This is a genomic window from Bacteroides sp. MSK.18.37, from assembly GCF_019129155.2.
Lineage (GTDB): Bacteria > Bacteroidota > Bacteroidia > Bacteroidales > Bacteroidaceae > Bacteroides > Bacteroides ovatus.
This window is the reverse complement of record NZ_JAHOIB020000001.1, coordinates 2111209-2131460: the sequence shown is the minus strand read 5'-3', so window position 1 is coordinate 2131460 and position 20252 is coordinate 2111209. Positions and strand designations below refer to the sequence as shown.

Sequence of the window (20252 nt, the reverse complement as noted above, 5' to 3'; positions counted from 1 at the left end):
AAAATAAAAATGGAAACAGAAGAATTGACAATTGGGAGAGTCCATCACGGACGCAATATACGTCGTACCCGTATTGAAAAGGATATGAACCAGGAGGGTTTGAGTGAATTAGTACATCTCTCACAACCTGCTGTTTCTAAATATGAGAAGATGAAAGTGATTGATGATGAGATGTTGCAACGTTTTGCACGTGCATTGAATGTCCCTTTCGATTATCTCAAGACTTTGGAGGAGGATGCACAGACGGTGGTGTTTGAAAATAATACGGTGAATAATTCAGAACAAAGTGCAGGTGGGGCAAACATCAGCATGGGTATAGTTAAGTCTGATACCGAAGATAGTATTAATGATAGTCGAGTTAACAACTTCAATCCTATCGACAAAATCACTGAACTCTACGAGCGTCTTTTAAAAGAAAAGGATGAAAAGTATGCTGCGTTAGAACGCCGTTTGCAGAATATTGAAAAAAGTCTGCAGAAATAAGGGACAGATAAATTGAAAGGAATCGCAATATGATGAAACAAATACCTTACGGAATAACTGATTTTAGCCGAATTCAGAAAGAGAATTATTATTATGTAGATAAGACAATGTTCATTGAAAAAATAGAGATGCAACCGCCTTATCTGTTTCTGATACGTCCCCGTAGATTTGGGAAGAGTCTGACTTTGGCTATGTTAGAGGCCTATTATGACGTAAATCATGCTGAACAGTTTGACGAGTTGTTTGGTCAGCTATACATAGGTCAGCATCCGACGAAGCTCCACAATCAGTTTCTCATCATGCGATTTAATTTTTCGGAAGTGAGTTCCAATGTCAATGAAGTAGAACTATCGTTTAAGCTGCATTGTTGTAGCAAACTTAAAGATTTTGTCTTTAAGTATGAAGATTTGTTAGGAAAAGAAATTTGGGATGTTCTTGATGAGAAAATACAAGAAGAACCCGGTGCTTTTCTGTCTGCGATTAATTCCTATGCTACCCGTAAGAAAAATATTCGTATTTATTTACTCATTGATGAATATGATAATTTCACCAATACCATTCTTTCGACTTACGGTACGGAATTTTATAGGAAAGCAACGCATGGCGAAGGTTTTATTCGTGGCTTCTTTAACGTGATAAAATCCGCTACTACCGGAACCGGAGCTGCTCTTGAACGGTTGTTTATTACCGGAGTGAGTCCGGTGACGATGGATGATGTGACTAGTGGCTTTAACATCGGAACCAATATAACGACTGATCCTTGGTTTAATGATTTAGTTGGTTTTAGTGAGAAAGAATTGCGTGAAATGCTGACTTATTATAAAGAACAAGGAGTGTTGATACAATCTGTAGATGAAACTGTTGTCATGATGAAACCTAATTATGACAATTATTGCTTTAGTAGAAGTAGATTGGTGGACTGTATGTTTAACTCTGATATGGTACTTTATTTTATGAAGTCTTTTGTTTTACATGGGGAAAAGCCTGAAGAAATCGTAGATCCCAATATTCGCACTGACTTTAACAAGTTGGCATACTTGATAAAGCTAGATCACGGGTTGGGAGAGAATTTTTCCGTTATAAAGGAAATAGCCGAGCAAGGAGAAATCACTACTGACATCGTTACTCATTTCTCTGCATTGGAGATGACGGACCCCAGTAATTTCAAGTCTTTATTATTCTATTTCGGACTTCTTTCCATCAAAGGTGTGGACATGGTGGGAAGACCCATTTTACATGTACCGAATTTGGTTGTAAGAGAACAACTGTTTAATTTCTTGATACAAGGCTACATCAAGCATGATATCTTTAAAATTGACATGAACAGGATGAGTGCTTTATTTGAGAATATGGCTTTCAGGGGAGACTGGAAACCTTTGTTCGATTTTATCGCCAATGCTGTTCGTGAGCAAAGTCGTATCCGTGAATATATTGAAGGTGAAGCGCACATTAAAGGCTTCTTGCTTGCCTATTTAGGAATGTATCGTTATTATCAGCTCTATCCGGAATACGAATTGAATAAGGGTTTTGCAGATTTCTTCTTCAAACCTAGTCCGTCGGTTCCTGTACTGCCTCCTTTCACCTATCTGCTTGAGGTGAAATATGCAAAAGCCGGTGCTTCGGAAAAAGAAATACGTGCCCTTGCTGATGAGGCGCGCGAACAGTTACTTCGTTATAGTGAAGATGAACTGGTGGCAGAAGCCAGGGCGAAAGGTGAACTGAAGTTAATTACTATTGTTTGGCGTAGTTGGGAGCTTGCTTTATTGGAAGAAGTTACTCTTTCTTAAGAGAAGTAGCATACATGTTGCTATAAGGTGTGTGGCTCCTCTATCTTTTTCTGATTTTTGAAACGTTGATGAATAAGGAGATCACTTTTTCCTTTTAATGAATATCCCTAATAAGTCTTGAAGAATAAAATTTGCCTCTGCTATGGATTCCCATAATAGAGGCAAACTTATCAACATGAGACTTAGTTAAACAGTCTCTTGTTTTTTATGAATTTAACGAATCTTTTTTAGGACTTTAGAGAAGGAGTAAGGAAAGCTTTCCTCTTCCGTTCCTCTGTTTAAATTGGGCTGGCTTCCCATTTGGAAGTTAATGTTTCCTCCTTTTAATAAGTCTTCATGGCGTAGATAGTTCTTTTTATATTCTGTGCCGTTCAGATTCATTGTTTGAATATACATATTCTTCTTGTTGTTATCGGTTGCATGGATGATGAGGCTGTTACCGTTTTCAAGATGTAAGGTTGCTTTTTTAAAAAGAGGAGCTCCAACGACGTATTCGTCGGTTCCCGGACATACGGGGTAAAAACCTAATGCGGAGAAAACATACCATGCCGAAGTCTGCCCATTATCTTCATCTCCACAATATCCGTCAGGGCCCGGTGTGTACATTCTATCCATGACCTGGCGTAGCCAATACTGCGCTTTCCAGGGTTGACCGGCATAGTTGTATAGGTAGATCATGTGTTGGATTGGTTGATTGCCATGCGCGTAATTCCCCATATTCATGATTGTCATTTCACGAATCTCATGAATAACCTGCCCGTAATAACTCTCATCAAAGACAGGAGGTACGGAAAATACAGAATCCAGCATAGTGATAAACATATCTTTTCCTCCCATTAAGTCAATTAATCCTTGTGGATCGTGGAATACAGACCATGAGTAGTGCCAGCTGTTTCCTTCGGTAAATGCATCTCCCCATTTCAATGGTGAGAATGGAGATTGGAATGTTCCATCTTCATTTTTTCCTCGCATGAGCTTGGAGTCTTTATCGAATACATTCTTATAGTTCATCGCCCGTTTGGCAAAGAGCTGTATTTCTTTTTCCGGTCGCTTTAATTCTTTGGCTAATTGATAGATACACCAGTCATTGTAGGCATATTCCAAAGTTCTGGCTGTGTTTTCATTGATTTTTACGTCATAAGGGACATAGCCTAACTTATTATAATATTCGTATCCGCGTCTTCCTGTGGAAGATACGGTGGGATGTACGTTCTTTGTTCCGTGTATTAACCCTTCGTACAAAGTTTTCACATCTTCTACTTTAATACCTTTTAAATAAGCATCTGCCAGTACGGAAGCCGAATTATTTCCTATCATGCAGTCTCTGTGTCCGGGGCTGGCCCATTCGGGGAAGAATCCGCTTTCTTTGTAGGTATTGATGAGCCCTTCCTGCATTTCTTTATTCATCGACGGATACATCAGATTCAGTAATGGGAAAAGACACCGGAAGGTATCCCAAAATCCGGTGTCGGTAAACATATATCCCGGTAGAACTTGCCCGTTATAAGGGCTGTAATGAACAGGTTTTCCGGCTTCGTCCAGTTCGTAGAATTTTCGGGGGAAAAGTAACGAACGGTATAAGCAGGAGTAGAAAGTGCGGTATTGATCGAGGTTTCCTCCTTCCACTTCGATTTTTCCCAGTACTTGGTTCCATGCTTTCTGTCCCTTTTGTTTTATCTGCTCTAGATTGTCATTTCCTAATTCTTTCATATTTCTTGCAGCCTGTTCGAAGCTGATAAAGGAAGAGGCGATGCGTGCATGTACTTGTTCTCCACGTTGAGTTTTAAAACCTATAATGGCTCCTGCATGGTCAGTTGTCTGTTCGGTTGCATTTTCTTGAATATTTCCATTATTTACAGTGGCTTTATAGGTGAAAGGCTTATCGAATTGAATAATAAAATAGTTCTTGAAGTTTTCGGGAACTCCTCCGCTATTGCGTGTACTATAACCGATAATTTTGTTTTCTTCTGGGATAATCTGAATAAAAGAACCTTTGTCAAATGCATCGACTGCAATATACGAATGTGCGTTTTCCGGGAAAGTGAACCGGAAGAGAACAGCACGTTCGGTCGGAGACATCTCCGTGACAATATCGTATTCGGCCAGATACACCTTGTAGTAATAAGGAGTTGCTTCTTCTCCTTTGTGTCCGAACCAGCTAGCCCGCTTTTCTTCGTCGAATTCAGGTTTACCCACCATCGGCATAATGGAGAACTGTCCGTAATCGTTTATCCATGGGCTGGGCTGATGAGTTTGTTTGAATCCACGGATTTTATTGGCTGTATAGACATATTGCCATCCGTCTCCCATTTTTCCGGTCTGTGGGGTCCAGAAATTCATTCCCCAAGGGCGGGCAATGGTGGGGTAGGTGTTACCTGTTGATAATTCAAAAGATGATTGTGTTCCCATTAACGGATTAACGTATTGTGTCCAGTCTTTGGACTGGGCAAGAAGCGTGCAGCTAAGCACTAAAAATAATAACCAACATTTCTTCATAATTTTCTTTTTGAGTTTATAGCTTGCGAAGTAATCACAGCGTTTTCATGTGTTGCCAATGTTGAATGTTCCCACGGGTTGAGACATGGCAAAGGTATAGCTTCGTGGTTAAGGTCGTGGTTAAAATCGTGGTTAATGCGATGGCTAATAGGCGCTTTTTTTATTAACCCCGCTAAAGAAACTATCGCAAAAGTACTTTTTTACTATGTTATTCAACTATCTATGTGAAATAGACAAATATACCTTACTGTTATTATTTGTATTAGTGTTCTTTTTGGTCGAACCATTTATGTGCTCAAGACTTTATATTAGCAGGCATTGTGAATGATGCTGTACAGTTAGCCGTTTCCAATTAGAAACAGAAACTATCAGATTGCTTGGTGATTGGTAACTGAATAGCCTTTTTGTGCGCCCGCCTATTTATAGATTTGTATCGGCAATTCCCCCTTTAGTGCTCCTATGGCATTAAATGCTAGTGACTCCATTTCATTCTCTCCGGGATAAACGTAGATGGGGGCCAGGAAAGAGATTCTTTTTTTCAGTCTTGAAATCACATAGTCCGAATAGGCGATACCTCCTGTCAGAAGGATGGCATCTATCTTCCCGCAAAGTACGGTGGCACTGGCTCCTATCGCTTTTGCAACATTGTAAATCATGGCATCCAGTATCAGTTCCGCTTTCTTATCTCCTTCTTCGATAGATTGTATAATGGCGGGAATATCGGTTGTACCTAGATGGGCGGTCAGTCCAGCGCGTCCGGAGATACGTTTTTTCAATTCGTCTTTGGTGAGTTGACCGCTAAAACATAGGTCGATCAGTTGACCGGCGGGAAGTGTACCGGCACGTTCCGGTGAGAAAGGACCTTCACCGTCCAATGCATTGTTGGCGTCAATGGCTCGTCCGTGGTGATGGACTGCGACAGAGATGCCACCTCCCAGATGGCAGATAATTAAATCCAGATTTTCGTATTGGGTTCCCTGCTCTTTGGCAAAGCGGCGGGCGATTGCTTTCTGGTTTAATGCATGCCAGATGGTGATCTTCGACATTAAGGGAGAACCTGTAATGCGTGCTATATCTTCCAGTTCATCCACCACTCCCGGATCAGCAATGAAAGCCGGACAGTCGGGTAATGTGGAGGCCAGTTCGCTGGCAATCAATCCTCCTAAGTTACAAGCATGGGTACGCATAGCATGCACTGTATCACGTTTCATGGCCTCATTTACTTCATACACTCCGCCCGGTATCGGTTTCACTAAACCGCCGCGTCCGATGATTGCATCAAAAGAAAAAGGTATCTTATTGTTTTCCAATTCTTGTAACACCAGGTTTTTCCGGAATTCAAACTGGTCTATCACCTCGGGAAAAGCGGATAGTTCTTCTACAGAATGTTTTATATTACTGACAAACAGCGGAGTTTCATTTTCGTAAACTGCTATTTTAGTAGAAGTAGAACCGGGGTTGATAACCAGAATTTTCATGAATAGTAGGCTTTTAGTGGTGAATTTAGAATGATGAGCCGGTGACTTGGCTGACTTGTTTTCTGCATTTGCAATCTCCTGACACTTGTAAGCATGCCATTGCAATGCTGTAATATTTGGACAAGCCGGAATCACTACGCGATGGAAGTACTACAGGGCAAATAGGACCTTGCAGCAATCCTGCCATTTCTGCCTGTGCAAACAAAGAGACGGATTTGTAGAATGCATTACCCGATTCAATGTTCGGGAATATCAAGACATCTGCCTGTCCGTTGATAGGAGATACAATCCCTTTAATATCACCACTTGCTTGTTCGCAGGCAGTACGTACATCCAGCGGGCCGTCAATAATCACATTTCCGAATTCTCCCGCTTCGGCAAGTTCTACGATATTCACATAATCTAGTGAATGAGGGAACTTGGCACTCACTTTTTCTGTGCAGTGAATCAATGCGACACGCGGTTGTTCGATACCAAAGTGACGGCAGGTGCAGATAGCATACCAAATCATTTCTATACGTTGCTGTAAAGTAGGACGCGGAATGACGGCGGCATCCGAGAAGAAAAGCAGTTTATGGTAAGTAGGAATTTCCATTACTGCCAGATGCGTGAGGATTTTCCCTTTCGGTAACAAACCTTTTTCTTTGTCGAGTATGGCATGCAGTAAGTTGTCCGTATTGATAATCCCTTTCATCAAAATATCCGCTCCTCCTTCACGCACAATGCGGACAGCTTCGCGCGCCGCTTCATCCGGATTTTCTATGTGGATGGTTTTTACGTATTCAGGATATTGTTTGAGCGTGGGATATTTCTTCAGAATGGTAGAATCTCCAATCATCAGAAATTCTGCAATCCCTTCTTCCAAAGCACGGGAGATGGCATATTCAGTGTTAGGATCGTTCGCACAGACCACGGCAATTCGTTTTCTATGGTTTAGTTTTTTAAGATGAGCCGTTAACTGGGCAAAATTTAGAATAGGTTCCATAACGTTAGATTTTTAGCAAATATCAGAAAAATGATTGAAAAAATAATGATTATAACCCGAAAAATTACATCCATTATGTAACATTTTGCTATATTTTATTTGTTTTGGCTGTTGGATGTGCATGGAACCGTTTTTTCCTGTATTTTTGCAAATAAATCCCCCAATAAAATAAAAGCACCATGAAACAGTTTAAAAATCTATTATTTCTTAGCTTAATTCTCCTTTGTTGGACGCTTGTTTCCTGTAAAAGCAGCAAGACGTCTTCCGGTTGGTCTTTGATCTGGGAAGAGAACTTTAATCAGAAAAAGAGTTTCGATTCACAGGTCTGGAGCAAGATTCCACGAGGTAAGTCAGACTGGAATAACTATATGACAGACTTTGATTCCTGCTATGCCATGCGTAAAGGCAAACTGGTGTTGAGAGGTATTGTCAATCATACCCAACGCAATGACACTGCCCCTTATTTGACAGGCGGTGTGTATACAAAAGGCAAAAAGGCTTTTACGAACGGGCGTATTGAGATTTGTGCCAAGTTGAATGCGGCGGGAGGAGCATGGCCTGCCATCTGGATGTTGCCTGAAGGAGCGGCATGGCCATCCGGCGGTGAGATTGATATCATGGAACGTTTGAATAACGATTCTATTGCTTATCAGACAGTTCATTCCCATTACACTTATACGCTGGGGATCAAGGATCATCCGGTATCACATTCTACGGGAGTGATTCACCCTGACCGCTACAATATTTTTGCAGTCGAAATGTATCCGGATAGTCTTTCATTTTATGTCAATGATGTACATACGTTTACTTACCCCCGCATACAAACGAAAGAAGAAGGACAATTCCCTTTTAATCAGCCCTTTTATCTGCTGATTGATATGCAGTTGGGAGGTTCGTGGGTGGGAGCAGTCTCTCCCGAGGATCTTCCGGTAGAAATGGAAGTGGACTGGGTGCGTTTTTATCAACGAAAGTCAATAAAATAAGAACATATATGGATATTCAATTTCCTCCCTTTTTGCAGAAAGGTGATAAAGTGGTTATTGTATCACCTTCGAGTAAGATAGACCAACAATTCCTAAAAGGAGCCAAGAAACGGATGGAATCATGGGGCTTGAAAGTGGCTATAGGAAAGCATGCCGGAAGTTCATCCGGAAGATATGCCGGGACAATCAAGCAGCGGCTGAAAGATTTGCAGGATGCGATGGACGACCCTAAAGTGAAGGCTATTCTTTGCAGCCGTGGAGGGTACGGGGCGGTACATTTGATCGATAAAATTGATTTTACGGCCTTTTGTGAACATCCGAAATGGTTACTGGGCTTTAGCGATATAACCGCTTTGCACAATCTGTTTCAGAAAAATGGATATGCTTCCCTTCATTCATTGATGGCACGTCATCTTACGGTGGAACCGGAAGACGATCTTTGTGCGAACTATCTGAAGGATATTCTATTGGGAAATATTCCTTCTTACATGTGCGAGAAGCATAAACTGAACAAGCAGGGGACGGCACAAGGCGTTTTGCATGGCGGTAACATGGCGGTAGCCTACGGTTTGCGTGGCACTCCTTATGATATTCCGGCGGAAGGCACTATACTGTTTATTGAAGATGTTAGCGAACGTCCGCATGCCATCGAACGTATGATGTATAATTTGAAACTGGGGGGCGTGTTAGAAAAACTGTCCGGATTGATTATCGGTCAATTTACAGAATATGAAGAAGACTGTTCGTTGGGCAAGGAACTGTATGCTGCTTTGGCAGATTTAGTAAAAGAGTATGATTATCCCGTCTGTTTCAATTTCCCGGTGGGGCATGTGACTCATAATCTCCCGCTTATCAACGGTGCAAAAGTAGAGCTTGTGGTGGGAAAGAAAAATGTGGAACTAAAGTTTATATGTTAATAATCCATTCCATCTGAACGATGCTGTGGTGAAAATGACTAATTTTGAGGCTTTAATAGATAAAAGGACGATGAAAAAGAAAACTATGATAGTATTAATGAGTGCCTTTTTGTTATTATCAGCATTCTCTTGCGGTGGAGGTAACAAGGCAAATAGTACGAGTGAACAAGACGAAAAGACAGTTGTGAATGTACCTCAGTTTGATGCGGATAGTGCTTATTTGTATGTAAAGAATCAGGTAGATTTCGGACCTCGTGTTCCTAACACTAAAGAACATGTTGCCTGTGGCAATTACCTTGCCAGTCAATTAGAGGCTTTCGGTGCTCAAGTGACTAATCAATATGCTGATTTGATTGCTTATGACGGTACGTTGTTGAAAGCGAGAAACATTATCGGTTCTTATAAGCCGGAAAGTAAAAAGAGAATCGCTTTGTTTGCACATTGGGATACACGCCCATGGGCTGATAACGATCCTGACGAGAAGAACCATAAAACTCCGATTCTGGGTGCAAATGATGGTGCCAGTGGGGTAGGAGCTTTGCTCGAAATAGCTCGTCTGGTCAATCAGCAACAACCGGAATTGGGGATTGATATCATTCTGTTGGATGCAGAGGACTACGGTGCGCCACAGTTTTATACAGGAAAGCATAAGGAGGAATTCTGGTGTCTGGGATCGCAGTATTGGGCACGTAATCCTCATGTACAAGGATATAATGCACGTTTTGGTATCCTGCTCGATATGGTAGGAGGTGAAGGCAGTGTGTTTATGAAAGAAGGGTATTCGGAAGAATTTGCTCCGGACATAAATAAGAAGGTTTGGAAAGCGGCAAAGAAAGCGGGTTACGGAAAGACTTTCATGGATGGAAACGGAGGATTTGTAACAGACGACCATCTGTTCATAAATCGTCTGGCACGTATTAAAACGATCGATATCATTCCCTACAATCAGGAAGGTGATTTTACCCCGACATGGCATACTGTCAATGACAATATGGAACATATTGATAAGAATACGTTGAAAGCAGTCGGTCAGACGGTATTGGAAGTGATTTACAATGAGAAATAATAGAATTGAGAAATAATATAATAAGGTGTTGATAGATTGGTATGCCGGTTTTAAATACGGCATCTGCTATTCGCACATTGGTATATTGTCTAATTAAATAATTACTATAATGTCAATTAATGAACTACAAGATGAAGTGATTGCGGAATTCAGTGACTTCGACGATTGGATGGACCGTTATCAATTACTTATTGATCTGGGAAATGAACAGGAACCACTTGAAGAAAAATATAAGACGGAACAAAATCTGATTGAAGGATGCCAGAGCAGGGTATGGCTTCAAGCGGATGATGTGGATGGTAAAATCGTTTTTAAAGCAGAAAGCGATGCTTTGATTGTAAAGGGGATTATTGCCTTGTTGATTAAAGTCTTTTCCGGACATACTCCTGATGAAATCTTAAATGCAGATCTTTATTTTATAGACAAGATCGGACTGAAAGAGCATCTATCGCCAACGCGTAGCAACGGTTTGCTGTCGATGGTAAAACAAATACGAATGTATGCATTAGCATTCAAAGCGAAAGAGGGGAAGTAAAAACTTCCCTTTTTTATTGCTGCTTTTGGGAAGTCAGGTGGTTCATGGTCAGTATGATACCGATAAACAGGAGGATTGACCCGAATAGGACGATGAGATACGGGGTACCGTTAATCAGGTCGTCCATATTTTCTGCTTCGGGGTATTTGATGCTAAGATAGACTGACAATGAATTGTTTAGTACATGCATCAGTATACAAGGTATCAGACTGCCTGTTTTGTAATAAGTCCATGCCAGCAGGATACCGATCAGAAAAGCCGGAAGGATCTGGGCGGGATTTATATGAAAGACACCGAACAGAAGTGCGGAAATCAGAATTGCTTTAGTCGGATTGTATTGCTGAAGTAAAGCGTGGGTGATGGCTCCGCGAAACAATAACTCTTCAAGTACGGGACCTACGATGGCTATTGCAAGAATGCCGCCCCAACCGGATTGGAGAATGTTGAAAGATTGTTCCATGATATTGGGAATCCAATCCAGCAGGCTCATTAGTGAGGAAACTGCAAACCCGCAAGTTAGGATTGCAATGGCACTACAGACCAGATAAGGGGCTGACACAGGTAACCATGTTGCCTTCTTTTTACTGATATAACCGGCTTTCCATAGATAAATACCCATCATAATCTGACCGGCTAGTTGTGCCGGGATCATAATCATTTGCGTCAGAGTGACTTTATCCAGATTTCCCGTGGTGACGAACAAATAGATCGTACAGGGAATCATAATCAGGATTGGAGCAATAATCTGCGCAATGAGAAGGTCTATTAATACTAATTTGATAGCCGTTTTCATGTTTTTTTATTTAGTGGTAAAGAAACTATAGATAAACATAGCTAACATGGATATAGCTATTACCACCAAAGAGATGCTCATAAATGACTTTTGCATAAGAATCTATTTTTTAAGAATTGTTTCTGTCTCTTCAGCATCCTTATGGAGCTGTGTTATTAACTCGTCGATACTGGAGAATTTCAGTTCGGGACGTGTCCGTTTAACAAAAGTAAGCCGGATGAATTTATCATATATGTCAGAATGGAAGTGGAGGATATTCACCTCAATCGTCCGGTTCGGACCATTGTCAATCGTCGGGCGGACACCTATATTCAGCATCCCCATATACGTTTTCCCGTCAAATGTTACCCATACGGCATATACGCCATCGGCAGGAATTAGTTTATCGGGATCATCCACCCGTAAATTGGCCGTTGGGAAACCTATCTTTCTGCCTACCTGATAGCCGCCTACTACGATCCCGTCAAGGAAATATTCATATTTCAGACAATGGGCGGCCAGGCTAACTTCTCCTTCATGAAGAAGTTTGCGGATCAGGGAAGAGCTCACCGGAATGTTGGGTTCGTTCCCTATTTCTATATTGCTGGTATACGCTTTGGCGCGAATTACTTCTATGCCAATTTCTTTTCCATAACGTACATAATCCTCGAAACCTTCGCTGCGGTTATGTCCGAAACGATGGTCATAGCCGATAACCAGATATTTTACCTGATAACGCTCTTTTAGCAACTGTGTCATAAACTCCCGGGCAGTGAGCCGGGAAATTTCCGGAGTGAAATCAAGCATCAGGCAGTAGTCTACCCCGATGTCTGCAAGCAGACTTATTTTTTCTTCGGGGGTAGTCAGAAGTTCCGGACGATACTCCACATTCATCACTTTTCGGGGATGAACGGGAAAAGTAACCAATGCAGAGCGTAGACCTTTGGCGGCGGCTATCTCTTTCACTTGCTGAATCAGATAGCGATGTCCTGCATGTACTCCATCAAAGAAACCGATGGTAGCTACGCAGGGTTCTGGGGTAATTGCCGATGTGTCACGTATAATCTGCATATCTCTAAAATTATTTGAGGTTGAAAAGATGGCTCCAGTCTTCGCCTACTTTCGCTGTATAGGTAGAAATTCCTAAATTTTGGGCTGTCTTACAGTTCATTTCAGAGTCATCAATAAAAAGCGTTTCTTTCGGCTCGATACCGGCATCCTCTATGATTGCCTTGAATATCTCCGGTTCGGGCTTGGCCATTTTCATTTCAAAAGAGAGGTACGTTTTTTCAAAATAATCTTCCACCTTAAAGGTGCGGTAAGGAAACAAATGAGCACATGTCCATTCCCAATGAATTTGGTTGGTATTGCTCAATAAATAGACGACATATTTCTCACGTAATTTTAATAATAAATCCAGTTTCTGTGTGGGTATATCTACCAGAAAACTATTCCAGGCTGCATCTATTTGTTTGTCGCTAACTGCTTTGCCTATCATTTTACGAACTCCGTCACGGAATTCGGCAGGTGTAATCAATCCTTTTTCCTGTTGCATCAGGAGTCCGTCCTGGTTCTGGATATCCAGCAATGCATCTACGTTTTGGAGCCCTAACTTCTGAAAGTGCTCAATGCAACGTTGGCGGTCGAGATTGATAAGTACACCACCTAAATCAATAAGAAGGTTTTTTATTCCTTTACTTTTCATTTCTGTCTTTTTTGTGAATAATACGTTGAACAAGGCGAACAAGTTCTCCAACCCATAACACCGTGGACGAAACGCCTATAATAAGAAGCCAGGTTTGCCAGTCGAGCGGTTCCGTGCGGAATACGGCTCCACCGAATTGTACGATGAGGAATTGTCCGGCAAGAATAGCCAGTACAATAAGCTCCATCCCATACGATTTGGAAAGTCCCTTGAATGCCGAATTGGTAGTACCGAATACACGGGCATTGAACAGATTCCAGAATTGCAGCATGACAAAGAAGGTGAAGAAAATAGTCAGGTTGTGTACATTCATTCCTTGCGTACTGTGGTCGAAATAATAAATCATTCCGAGCAATACGATGAGGAAGATAGAGCCCACACCTATTATATTAGACCGCATTGCCTTACTGATAATAAAATCGGTACTGCGACGAGGTTTCTCAAGCATCACCGTTTCGCTGGGTGGAATAGAGGCAAGAGCCAAAGCGGCAAAAGTATCCATAATCAGGTTCACCCATAACATTTGTGTTACAGTCAGCGGAAGTTCCGTACCGATTACGGAGCCTAGCAGAACGATAAGCAATGCCACAAAGTTGATCGTTAGCTGGAAAACGATGAAACGCTGGATATTCTTATACAGTGAACGTCCCCACATAACAGCGGTTCCGATACTGTTGAAGGAGTCATCGAGCAATGTAATATCACTGGCTTCTTTAGCTACAGAAGTACCTGTACCCATTGACAAACCTACTTGAGCATGATTCAAAGCCGGGGCATCATTCGTTCCGTCTCCGGTTACCGCTACCACTGCTCCTTTTTGTTGAAGCAGTTGTACCAGACGTTGTTTGTCTGTCGGACGGGCGCGAGACATGATTTTTAAGTCCATCACTCTGTCTAGTGCTTCTTCATCGCTCAATTCGGCAAATGCAACACCGGTGATTCGATTTCGTTCCGTATCAGTTTCAGAGTTCCAAAGACCTATCTGGCGTGCGATTTCCGTGGCAGTTCCCGGAGTGTCACCGGTCACGATCTTGATACCGATACCTGCAGACTGGCATTTCGCAACCGCAGCAGGTACATCCGGACGAATCGGGTCGGAGATGGCAACCACTCCCAAGAAATTGAGGTCGTTGGCTGAAACAAGTTCTGTGCAATCGTTCGGCTCATTTTCTCCGACAATCTTGAATGCAAATCCAAGTGTACGCATAGCCATATTCTGATAGCTCAACAGTTGTGCTTCCACTGTAGAACGATACTCTACCGCATCCACTTGCCGTCCATCCAGAACAACTTCTTTACACTTACCCAAAACAATTTCAGGAGCTCCTTTTATATAAAGTATTTTTTTTCCGATCAATGGGGATTCAACAAGAGTCGCCATGAATTTCCGTTCGGTAGAGAAGGTGAGTTGATCGAGAACATGAGCTTGTTCGCGGAGTTGCAGGTAATCTCTTCCCTGTTTGTTAAGCCAGAGCAATAAAGCCACTTCGGTTGGATTTCCTACGCCTTTGGGTTTTTCTCCATTGGTTGATTCTTCAAGAAAAGCTGTTGAATTGGCGCTGATTCCTTCTGCGATAAGTGCGCTAATATCGTCATCAGACAAGTCACTGCCATTTTTTATACCATAGAAATTGGGTTCGTGCACTTGCATCAGATTTTGAGTCAGTGTACCGGTTTTATCCGTACAAATCACGGTGATGGCTCCCATTGTTTCGCAAGCATGCATTTTCCGCACCAGATTGTTGGTAGAAAGCATACGACGCATGTTCAATGCCAGACTAAGCGTAACACTCATTGGCAATCCTTCAGGTACAGCTACTACAATCAGCGTAACTGCCATCATAAAATATTTCAGTGTCCGTTCGAAAACCGGAAGCCACTCATGCCATCCGTTCAGCGAACCGAAATCAAAATATAGCACTACATCCTTCACGAAGAAAATAAGGAAAGCCAGACCGGCAACGGTGAAACCTATCTTTCCGATTAGATTTGCGAGTTTGGTGAGCTGTATGTTCAGCGGGGTGGGTTCGAGGTTATCCTCTGTACTCTGCCGGGCTACTTTTCCGATTTCAGTAGCATCTCCCACATGCAGCACGCGCATGGTACCATGTCCATCCACCACTGTAGTGCCACGCATCACCAGATTGGAGGCATAAGTCGCTTCTTCATCAAAATCAGCTTCTACAATAGTTTTATTAATAACAGGTTCTCCGGTCAGATTGGATTCGTTCACTTGCAGAGAAATAGCTTCCAGCAACTCTCCATCAGCGGGAATTTCTTCACCTGTTTCCAGAATGACGATATCACCTACCACTATGTCTTTACGAGGGATTTCCTGTACGCGTCCGTTTCGGACCACTTTTACCAGGGTTTCTTCATTGACTGCATTCAGCAGATCGAACTTCTTACTGGCATCATATTCGAAGAAGAAACCAATTCCGGTAGCCAATAAGATAGCGGCTATGATTCCGATTGTTTCGGCATATTCGTTTTCGATGATGGAGATAATTAATGAGAAAGCGGCTGCTACTAATAATACACGGACAACCGGGTCTTCAAATTTTTCCAGATAAAGTTTCCAGAGAGAAGGACGCTTGGGGGGCGTTAACAGGTTAATACCATTTTTCTCCCTGCTTTGTAGGACTTCGTCATCAGTAAGTCCTAAATGATAATAGTCATTTTTATTTGTACTCATGCAGATACATGCGTTTAGTTTGAACCGCAAAAATACAACATAAAATTGTGATAGAATGTTTAATTAAAACTTTTTATGAAGTCGAATTTGTTAGCGTGGTTTACCACATGACCGATAAGGAATTGTAAACCAGAATGTAGAGCCTTCACCTTCTACGGAATTCGCTCCGATTTGACCGCCAAGTTTGGCGACAATAGTTTGAGATATGGAGAGTCCCAGTCCGGCTCCTTTTTTATCTTTATTCAGTTTCACGAAGCGCTCGAATACATCCGGTAATTTCTCTGCTGGAATTCCGGTTCCGGTATCCTTGACATAAAAGTAAAGCTCGGTATCTCTAGCTTCATAGCCGAGGCGGATGCTACCTTTATGGGTGAACTTAATGGCGTTGCCGGCAAAGTTTGAAAGCACTTGCGCCACTCGGTTCCGATCTGTTTGAATCATGCAGGAAGAACGGGATGATTCCGCTATAATTTGTATATTTCCTCCGGCGTCATCGACTCTCATTTGAAAAAGTTGTTGTAAATCTGAAAGTAACTGATTGACGTCAACTGTTGTCTGCACAAATTCCAATGTTCCGGCTTCGATTTTTGACATATCGAGAATGTCGTTGACCAGTTGCATCAGGAGGTCGGCATTCATTTTTATGATTTCTTGATATTGGGCCTTTTCCTCTTCTGTAGTTGCACTGCCTAATACCTCTGCAAATCCGGTAATAGCATTGAGAGGGGTACGGATTTCATGGCTCATGTTGGCTAAAAAGGCAGATTTTGAAATATCGGCTTTTTCTGCTTTTTCTTTGGCTAGCCGTAACTCCTTTTCAGCTTGTTTTCGGCGGGTAACATCGTGTACGGTGATTACCATGTTCTCTTCTTCATTCAGAAGGAAGTAAGAACCGGATATTACTGCATCACATTCCACGGTAGTATTATCAGATGTAACTACGGATAAAGTGGCTTCAAGATCCGTGAAGTTTCGCCTCTGTTCGAAAGCTTGTCGTATGGCGGTACGTATCGGGCAAGAACCGCAGAAACTATGTGTGCCGCAACCTCCTTCGGCTGCCAATGCATTGCGACATTGCAACAAGTCGCCCACTCTTTTCTCTTCTGTTCCTTTTCTGGTTCCGGTTTTTTGGTAATAGTTAGTTTTCAGTACCTTGAAATCATTGTCTATTAATAGGATAAAGGCATGCACATTTTTCAAGATGGCGCCGGCAATATGGCTGGTGCGTTCCAACTTTCTGGATTCACGGAACAATCGTTGTTGCATCCGCAGACATTTCCTACGTTCCAATAAAAAACTGATTAGTAGGACTGCGCATAAAACTATTAAGGTAGACAATAGTGCTATAAGCATAGTATAATATTGTTGTTTTAGCTTGATAATATGACTACAAAGATAGTTTTTTTCTTTAGTTTAAAAATAGTGTTGAACAAATATCTTGCTATTTGTGTTATATTATTTAGAAAACCAATTAAAAATACGAACGTTATGAAAAAGTACATTTGCACGGTCTGTGAATATATTTACGACCCCGAACAAGGAGATCCGGAAAGTGGAATTGAACCAGGAACAGCATTTGAAGATATTCCTGATGATTGGACTTGTCCATTATGTGGAGTCGGAAAAGAAGACTTTGAACCGTACGAAGGATAAAACCAAGAGAGAGAATTATTAAGAGGAGAATGACTGGGTGTATAAATATATACCCGGTCATTTTTTATTTTTATGGTTGGAAATTATTCTGCTGATTATAAATGTGATATCTTTGATGCAAAAAACGGAAGTTATGTATAATAGAGCAACCGTCATAACCGATCTAAGGTATCTATCATACCCTGTAATCTTTGTATTATTGATATTCAGCCTTTTGATGGCTGGTTGTAGCGACGATGAGAATGAAGAGCAACCTCCTGCTCCGGATGTTCCGAATTATAGCACGCTTGTAGTAAAAGATATACAGAATATACCTGCGGACTTCACATTTGACCGGGTTGAGGTGAAAGTGACGGGTGTTGATTGGCAAGTGATTGAGACTCTTAGCTTTCCTTATGAGAACGGGCAAATAGTAATGACACTTCCCACTAGTTTTTCTTCGGAAAAGCTTCAGACAGTAGACCAGCGTAATGGTATGGGTGGTTACTGGACCGGAACCTCAGATGATGCGGACGCTCTTGTGGCGACGTTAGGAGATTTCTTTGTTTTTAATGGAGATAAAAGGGTGGGGCGAATTGCTATTTCCAACTGGTCAGGTAAAGGGTCTTCTGCCGGAAAAGCTACATTGGTGAGTTATCAGTATGCCGACCGTTCTTTTACATTGACAGGCAGTGACAAATCATACTATTATAGTAACTGCTCTTTTTATAAGGGATGGAATATTTTTGCCAATATAAATCCGGCCTCGGAAGGCGGGACTGCAAAAGTGCTTCGTACAACTACTGTTCCGGAATCTACATTGTTCTGGCGTTTGGCTGAATCATACGTATATAATTGATTTTATAAAAGATACTATTAGATATAAAAAGGAGAATCAGGTATGTATTGATACTACTGATTCTCCTTTTTTATTCTTTATTTTATCTGTTAAGAAGCTCTTTTCTCTTTCACATCACTGCTGGCTTCCACTACATTCACTACATAGTCACCAAGTTTCTCGCATTCGGCGATAATATCCATGTAGTAAACTCCCATCTGATAATCATATTCTTTGTTGTTCACATCCAGAATATTCTGATTCTTCAGTTGGTTACGATAATTATTAATTTCGTTTTCGATGTTGAAGGATTTGTTGATGTCAATGCTCTGATGCTCCGGTTTTTCTACTACCACAATCATTTGGGCAAGTGCATCGTTAGTCAACTTCATCATGAAATGAATATGCTCATATTGTTTCTCGGTAAAGTCTTGATTAGTCTGACGTTTCCGGTTGATGGTACGTGCCAGATTATAGCAGCTGTCGCCAATACTTTCAATTTCTGTCACTTCACGCAACATGGCGCGTATCTGTAACTTACTTTCAGAACTCAAACGGCCTTCGGACACCTGATTCAGGTAGTTGGCTATTTCAAGTTCCATATTGTCGCTGATATTTTCATATTTCTCTATCCGGCTGAACAGCTTATTGAAATCGTCATCCTTTTCCGTATGCAACAGATCCTGCACCATGCCGAACATCCGGTGGGTACGTTCTGCGAAAAGATGGATTTCCTTACGTGCCTGAAGGATAGAAAGTTCAGCGGTAGAAAGCATACCACCGGTGATAAACCGCAAACGGGGCTCTTCGTCCTCTTCTTTGGGGTGGATAAGAGCACATACGGTACGTTCAATCAGTTTAACTGCCCATATCAAGATACATACGTTACAGATATTGAAGATAGAGTGGAAAGCAGATAGCTTGTAGGAAATAGCAACCTCAGGATTACTGCTTTGAAAGAAGGTGTCTACTACCCAGTTTACTAGATCCATGAAAGGATGGAAGACAATCAATACCCAAATGACCCCAAACACGTTAAAAACAAAATGGGCCAATGCTGCCCGCTTAGCCTGTGTGTTGGCTGTAAGTGCGGCAAGATTGGCCGTGATAGTCGTTCCGATGTTTTCTCCCAATACGAGTGCTGCTCCCAGTTCCAGGCTGATCCAGCCGTTGGCACACATAATTAATGTGATTGCCATGGTAGCTGCAGAGGCTTGCACAATCATGGTCAATATTGTACCGATGAGCAAGAACAGAATAATGGAAAAGAATCCCATATCCGTGTAGTTCTGTACGAAGGCAAGCATTTCCGGATTGGCATTCAGGTCGGGGGCGTTTGCTTTCAGATAAGAGAGCCCCATGAAAAGGAAAGAAAAACCAAAAATGAATTCACCGATGGATTTGCGGTTGCTTTTTCCAGAAAAGATGAGCGGGAGGGCAATGGCTAAGAGGGGAAGAGCGAAAGCAGCCATATCGACCTTAAATCCGAAAATTGAAATGATCCAGGCAGTTACAGTAGTACCGATGTTGGCACCCATAATAACGCTGATGGATTCGGCAAGTGTAAGTAACCCGGCATTCACGAAACTAACGACCATCACCGTCGTTGCTGAAGAAGACTGGATAAGGGCTGTAATCAACACTCCTGTTAGAACTCCCGTTACCCGGTTGGTGGTCATTGCCGTTAGAATACTTCGCAATCTATCACCCGCGACCTTTTGTAAGCCCTCGCTCATGATTTTCATTCCGTAGAGGAAGAGTCCCAATGAGCCTATGAGCTTTAAAAAATCATAAAAAGAATATTCCATCTATAATATTTTTAATGGTTATTTGTTCTCAATCTGATTATAAGTATATTAGTCCCAAATTATTCACCTTTT

17 protein-coding genes are annotated in these 20252 nt (G+C 41.8%); 8 read left to right on the top strand and 9 right to left on the bottom strand.

The window, feature by feature from the left end; all coding sequences use genetic code 11:
* Positions 1-9 precede the first annotated feature (9 nt).
* A complete protein-coding gene (locus KSX81_RS08970) occupies positions 10-483 on the top strand; it encodes a helix-turn-helix domain-containing protein (RefSeq protein ID WP_004296256.1) in 474 nt (157 codons plus the stop codon).
* Between the two features lie 29 nt (positions 484-512).
* The gene (locus KSX81_RS08965) at positions 513-2270 is read left to right on the top strand and encodes an ATP-binding protein (protein ID WP_004296255.1); all 1758 of its coding nucleotides are present in this window, start codon (positions 513-515) and stop codon (positions 2268-2270) included.
* Between the two features lie 213 nt (positions 2271-2483).
* Here the strand turns inward: KSX81_RS08965 and KSX81_RS08960 are convergent, their stop codons facing one another.
* The 3 genes from KSX81_RS08960 to KSX81_RS08950 form a co-directional block, all read right to left on the bottom strand.
* The gene (locus KSX81_RS08960) at positions 2484-4766 is read right to left on the bottom strand and encodes a GH92 family glycosyl hydrolase (RefSeq protein ID WP_004296254.1); all 2283 of its coding nucleotides are present in this window, start codon (positions 4764-4766) and stop codon (positions 2484-2486) included.
* A gap of 416 nt (positions 4767-5182) precedes the next feature.
* Positions 5183-6244 carry a butyrate kinase gene (buk, locus tag KSX81_RS08955; protein ID WP_004296253.1) on the bottom strand — a complete coding sequence of 354 codons (1062 nt, stop codon included), beginning with the start codon at positions 6242-6244 and terminating at the stop codon, positions 5183-5185.
* Positions 6245-6269: 25 nt separating this feature from the next.
* Complete coding sequence (locus KSX81_RS08950) at positions 6270-7229, bottom strand: phosphate acyltransferase (protein WP_004296252.1); 960 nt, start codon at positions 7227-7229, stop codon at positions 6270-6272.
* Positions 7230-7408: 179 nt separating this feature from the next.
* Here KSX81_RS08950 and KSX81_RS08945 point away from each other — a divergent pair, with 179 nt between their 5' ends.
* The 4 genes from KSX81_RS08945 (at position 7409) to KSX81_RS08930 (ending at position 10730) form a co-directional block, all read left to right on the top strand.
* Positions 7409-8212 carry a glycoside hydrolase family 16 protein gene (locus KSX81_RS08945; RefSeq protein WP_004296251.1) on the top strand — a complete coding sequence of 268 codons (804 nt, stop codon included), beginning with the start codon at positions 7409-7411 and terminating at the stop codon, positions 8210-8212.
* Positions 8213-8220: 8 nt separating this feature from the next.
* Positions 8221-9129 carry an LD-carboxypeptidase gene (locus tag KSX81_RS08940; protein WP_004296250.1) on the top strand — a complete coding sequence of 303 codons (909 nt, stop codon included), beginning with the start codon at positions 8221-8223 and terminating at the stop codon, positions 9127-9129.
* 70 nt (positions 9130-9199) lie between these two features.
* Positions 9200-10195, top strand: a complete 996-nt coding sequence (locus KSX81_RS08935) for a M20 family metallopeptidase (protein WP_004311944.1) — start codon at positions 9200-9202, stop codon at positions 10193-10195.
* Positions 10196-10304: 109 nt separating this feature from the next.
* On the top strand, positions 10305-10730 hold the full coding sequence (locus KSX81_RS08930; protein WP_004296248.1) for a SufE family protein: 426 nt from the start codon (positions 10305-10307) through the stop codon (positions 10728-10730).
* A 13-nt stretch (positions 10731-10743) separates the two neighbouring features.
* Here KSX81_RS08930 and KSX81_RS08925 read toward each other — a convergent pair whose 3' ends face one another.
* The 5 genes from KSX81_RS08925 to KSX81_RS08905 form a co-directional block, all read right to left on the bottom strand.
* On the bottom strand, positions 10744-11523 hold the full coding sequence (locus KSX81_RS08925) for a CPBP family intramembrane glutamic endopeptidase (RefSeq protein WP_004296247.1): 780 nt from the start codon (positions 11521-11523) through the stop codon (positions 10744-10746).
* Positions 11524-11625: 102 nt separating this feature from the next.
* Positions 11626-12573 (bottom strand): bifunctional riboflavin kinase/FAD synthetase, encoded by a 948-nt coding sequence (locus tag KSX81_RS08920; RefSeq protein WP_004296246.1) that lies wholly within the window; start codon positions 12571-12573, stop codon positions 11626-11628.
* A gap of 10 nt (positions 12574-12583) precedes the next feature.
* Positions 12584-13207 (bottom strand): HAD family hydrolase, encoded by a 624-nt coding sequence (locus KSX81_RS08915; RefSeq protein ID WP_004296245.1) that lies wholly within the window; start codon positions 13205-13207, stop codon positions 12584-12586.
* Positions 13197-15902 (bottom strand): calcium-translocating P-type ATPase, PMCA-type, encoded by a 2706-nt coding sequence (locus KSX81_RS08910; protein ID WP_004296244.1) that lies wholly within the window; start codon positions 15900-15902, stop codon positions 13197-13199. Before KSX81_RS08910 ends, KSX81_RS08915 begins: the two co-directional genes overlap by 11 nt.
* Before the next feature lie 90 nt (positions 15903-15992).
* The gene (locus tag KSX81_RS08905) at positions 15993-17168 is read right to left on the bottom strand and encodes a sensor histidine kinase (protein ID WP_004296243.1); all 1176 of its coding nucleotides are present in this window, start codon (positions 17166-17168) and stop codon (positions 15993-15995) included.
* Between the two features lie 222 nt (positions 17169-17390).
* On the opposite strand from KSX81_RS08905, the gene rd reads away from it, so the two are divergent.
* The gene (gene rd, locus KSX81_RS08900; RefSeq protein ID WP_004306971.1) at positions 17391-17555 is read left to right on the top strand and encodes a rubredoxin; all 165 of its coding nucleotides are present in this window, start codon (positions 17391-17393) and stop codon (positions 17553-17555) included.
* Positions 17556-17670: 115 nt separating this feature from the next.
* Positions 17671-18393 carry a hypothetical protein gene (locus KSX81_RS08895; protein ID WP_032844196.1) on the top strand — a complete coding sequence of 241 codons (723 nt, stop codon included), beginning with the start codon at positions 17671-17673 and terminating at the stop codon, positions 18391-18393.
* 89 nt (positions 18394-18482) lie between these two features.
* Here the strand turns inward: KSX81_RS08895 and KSX81_RS08890 are convergent, their stop codons facing one another.
* Complete coding sequence (locus tag KSX81_RS08890; RefSeq protein ID WP_004296240.1) at positions 18483-20180, bottom strand: Na/Pi cotransporter family protein; 1698 nt, start codon at positions 20178-20180, stop codon at positions 18483-18485.
* Positions 20181-20252: the final 72 nt, after the last annotated feature.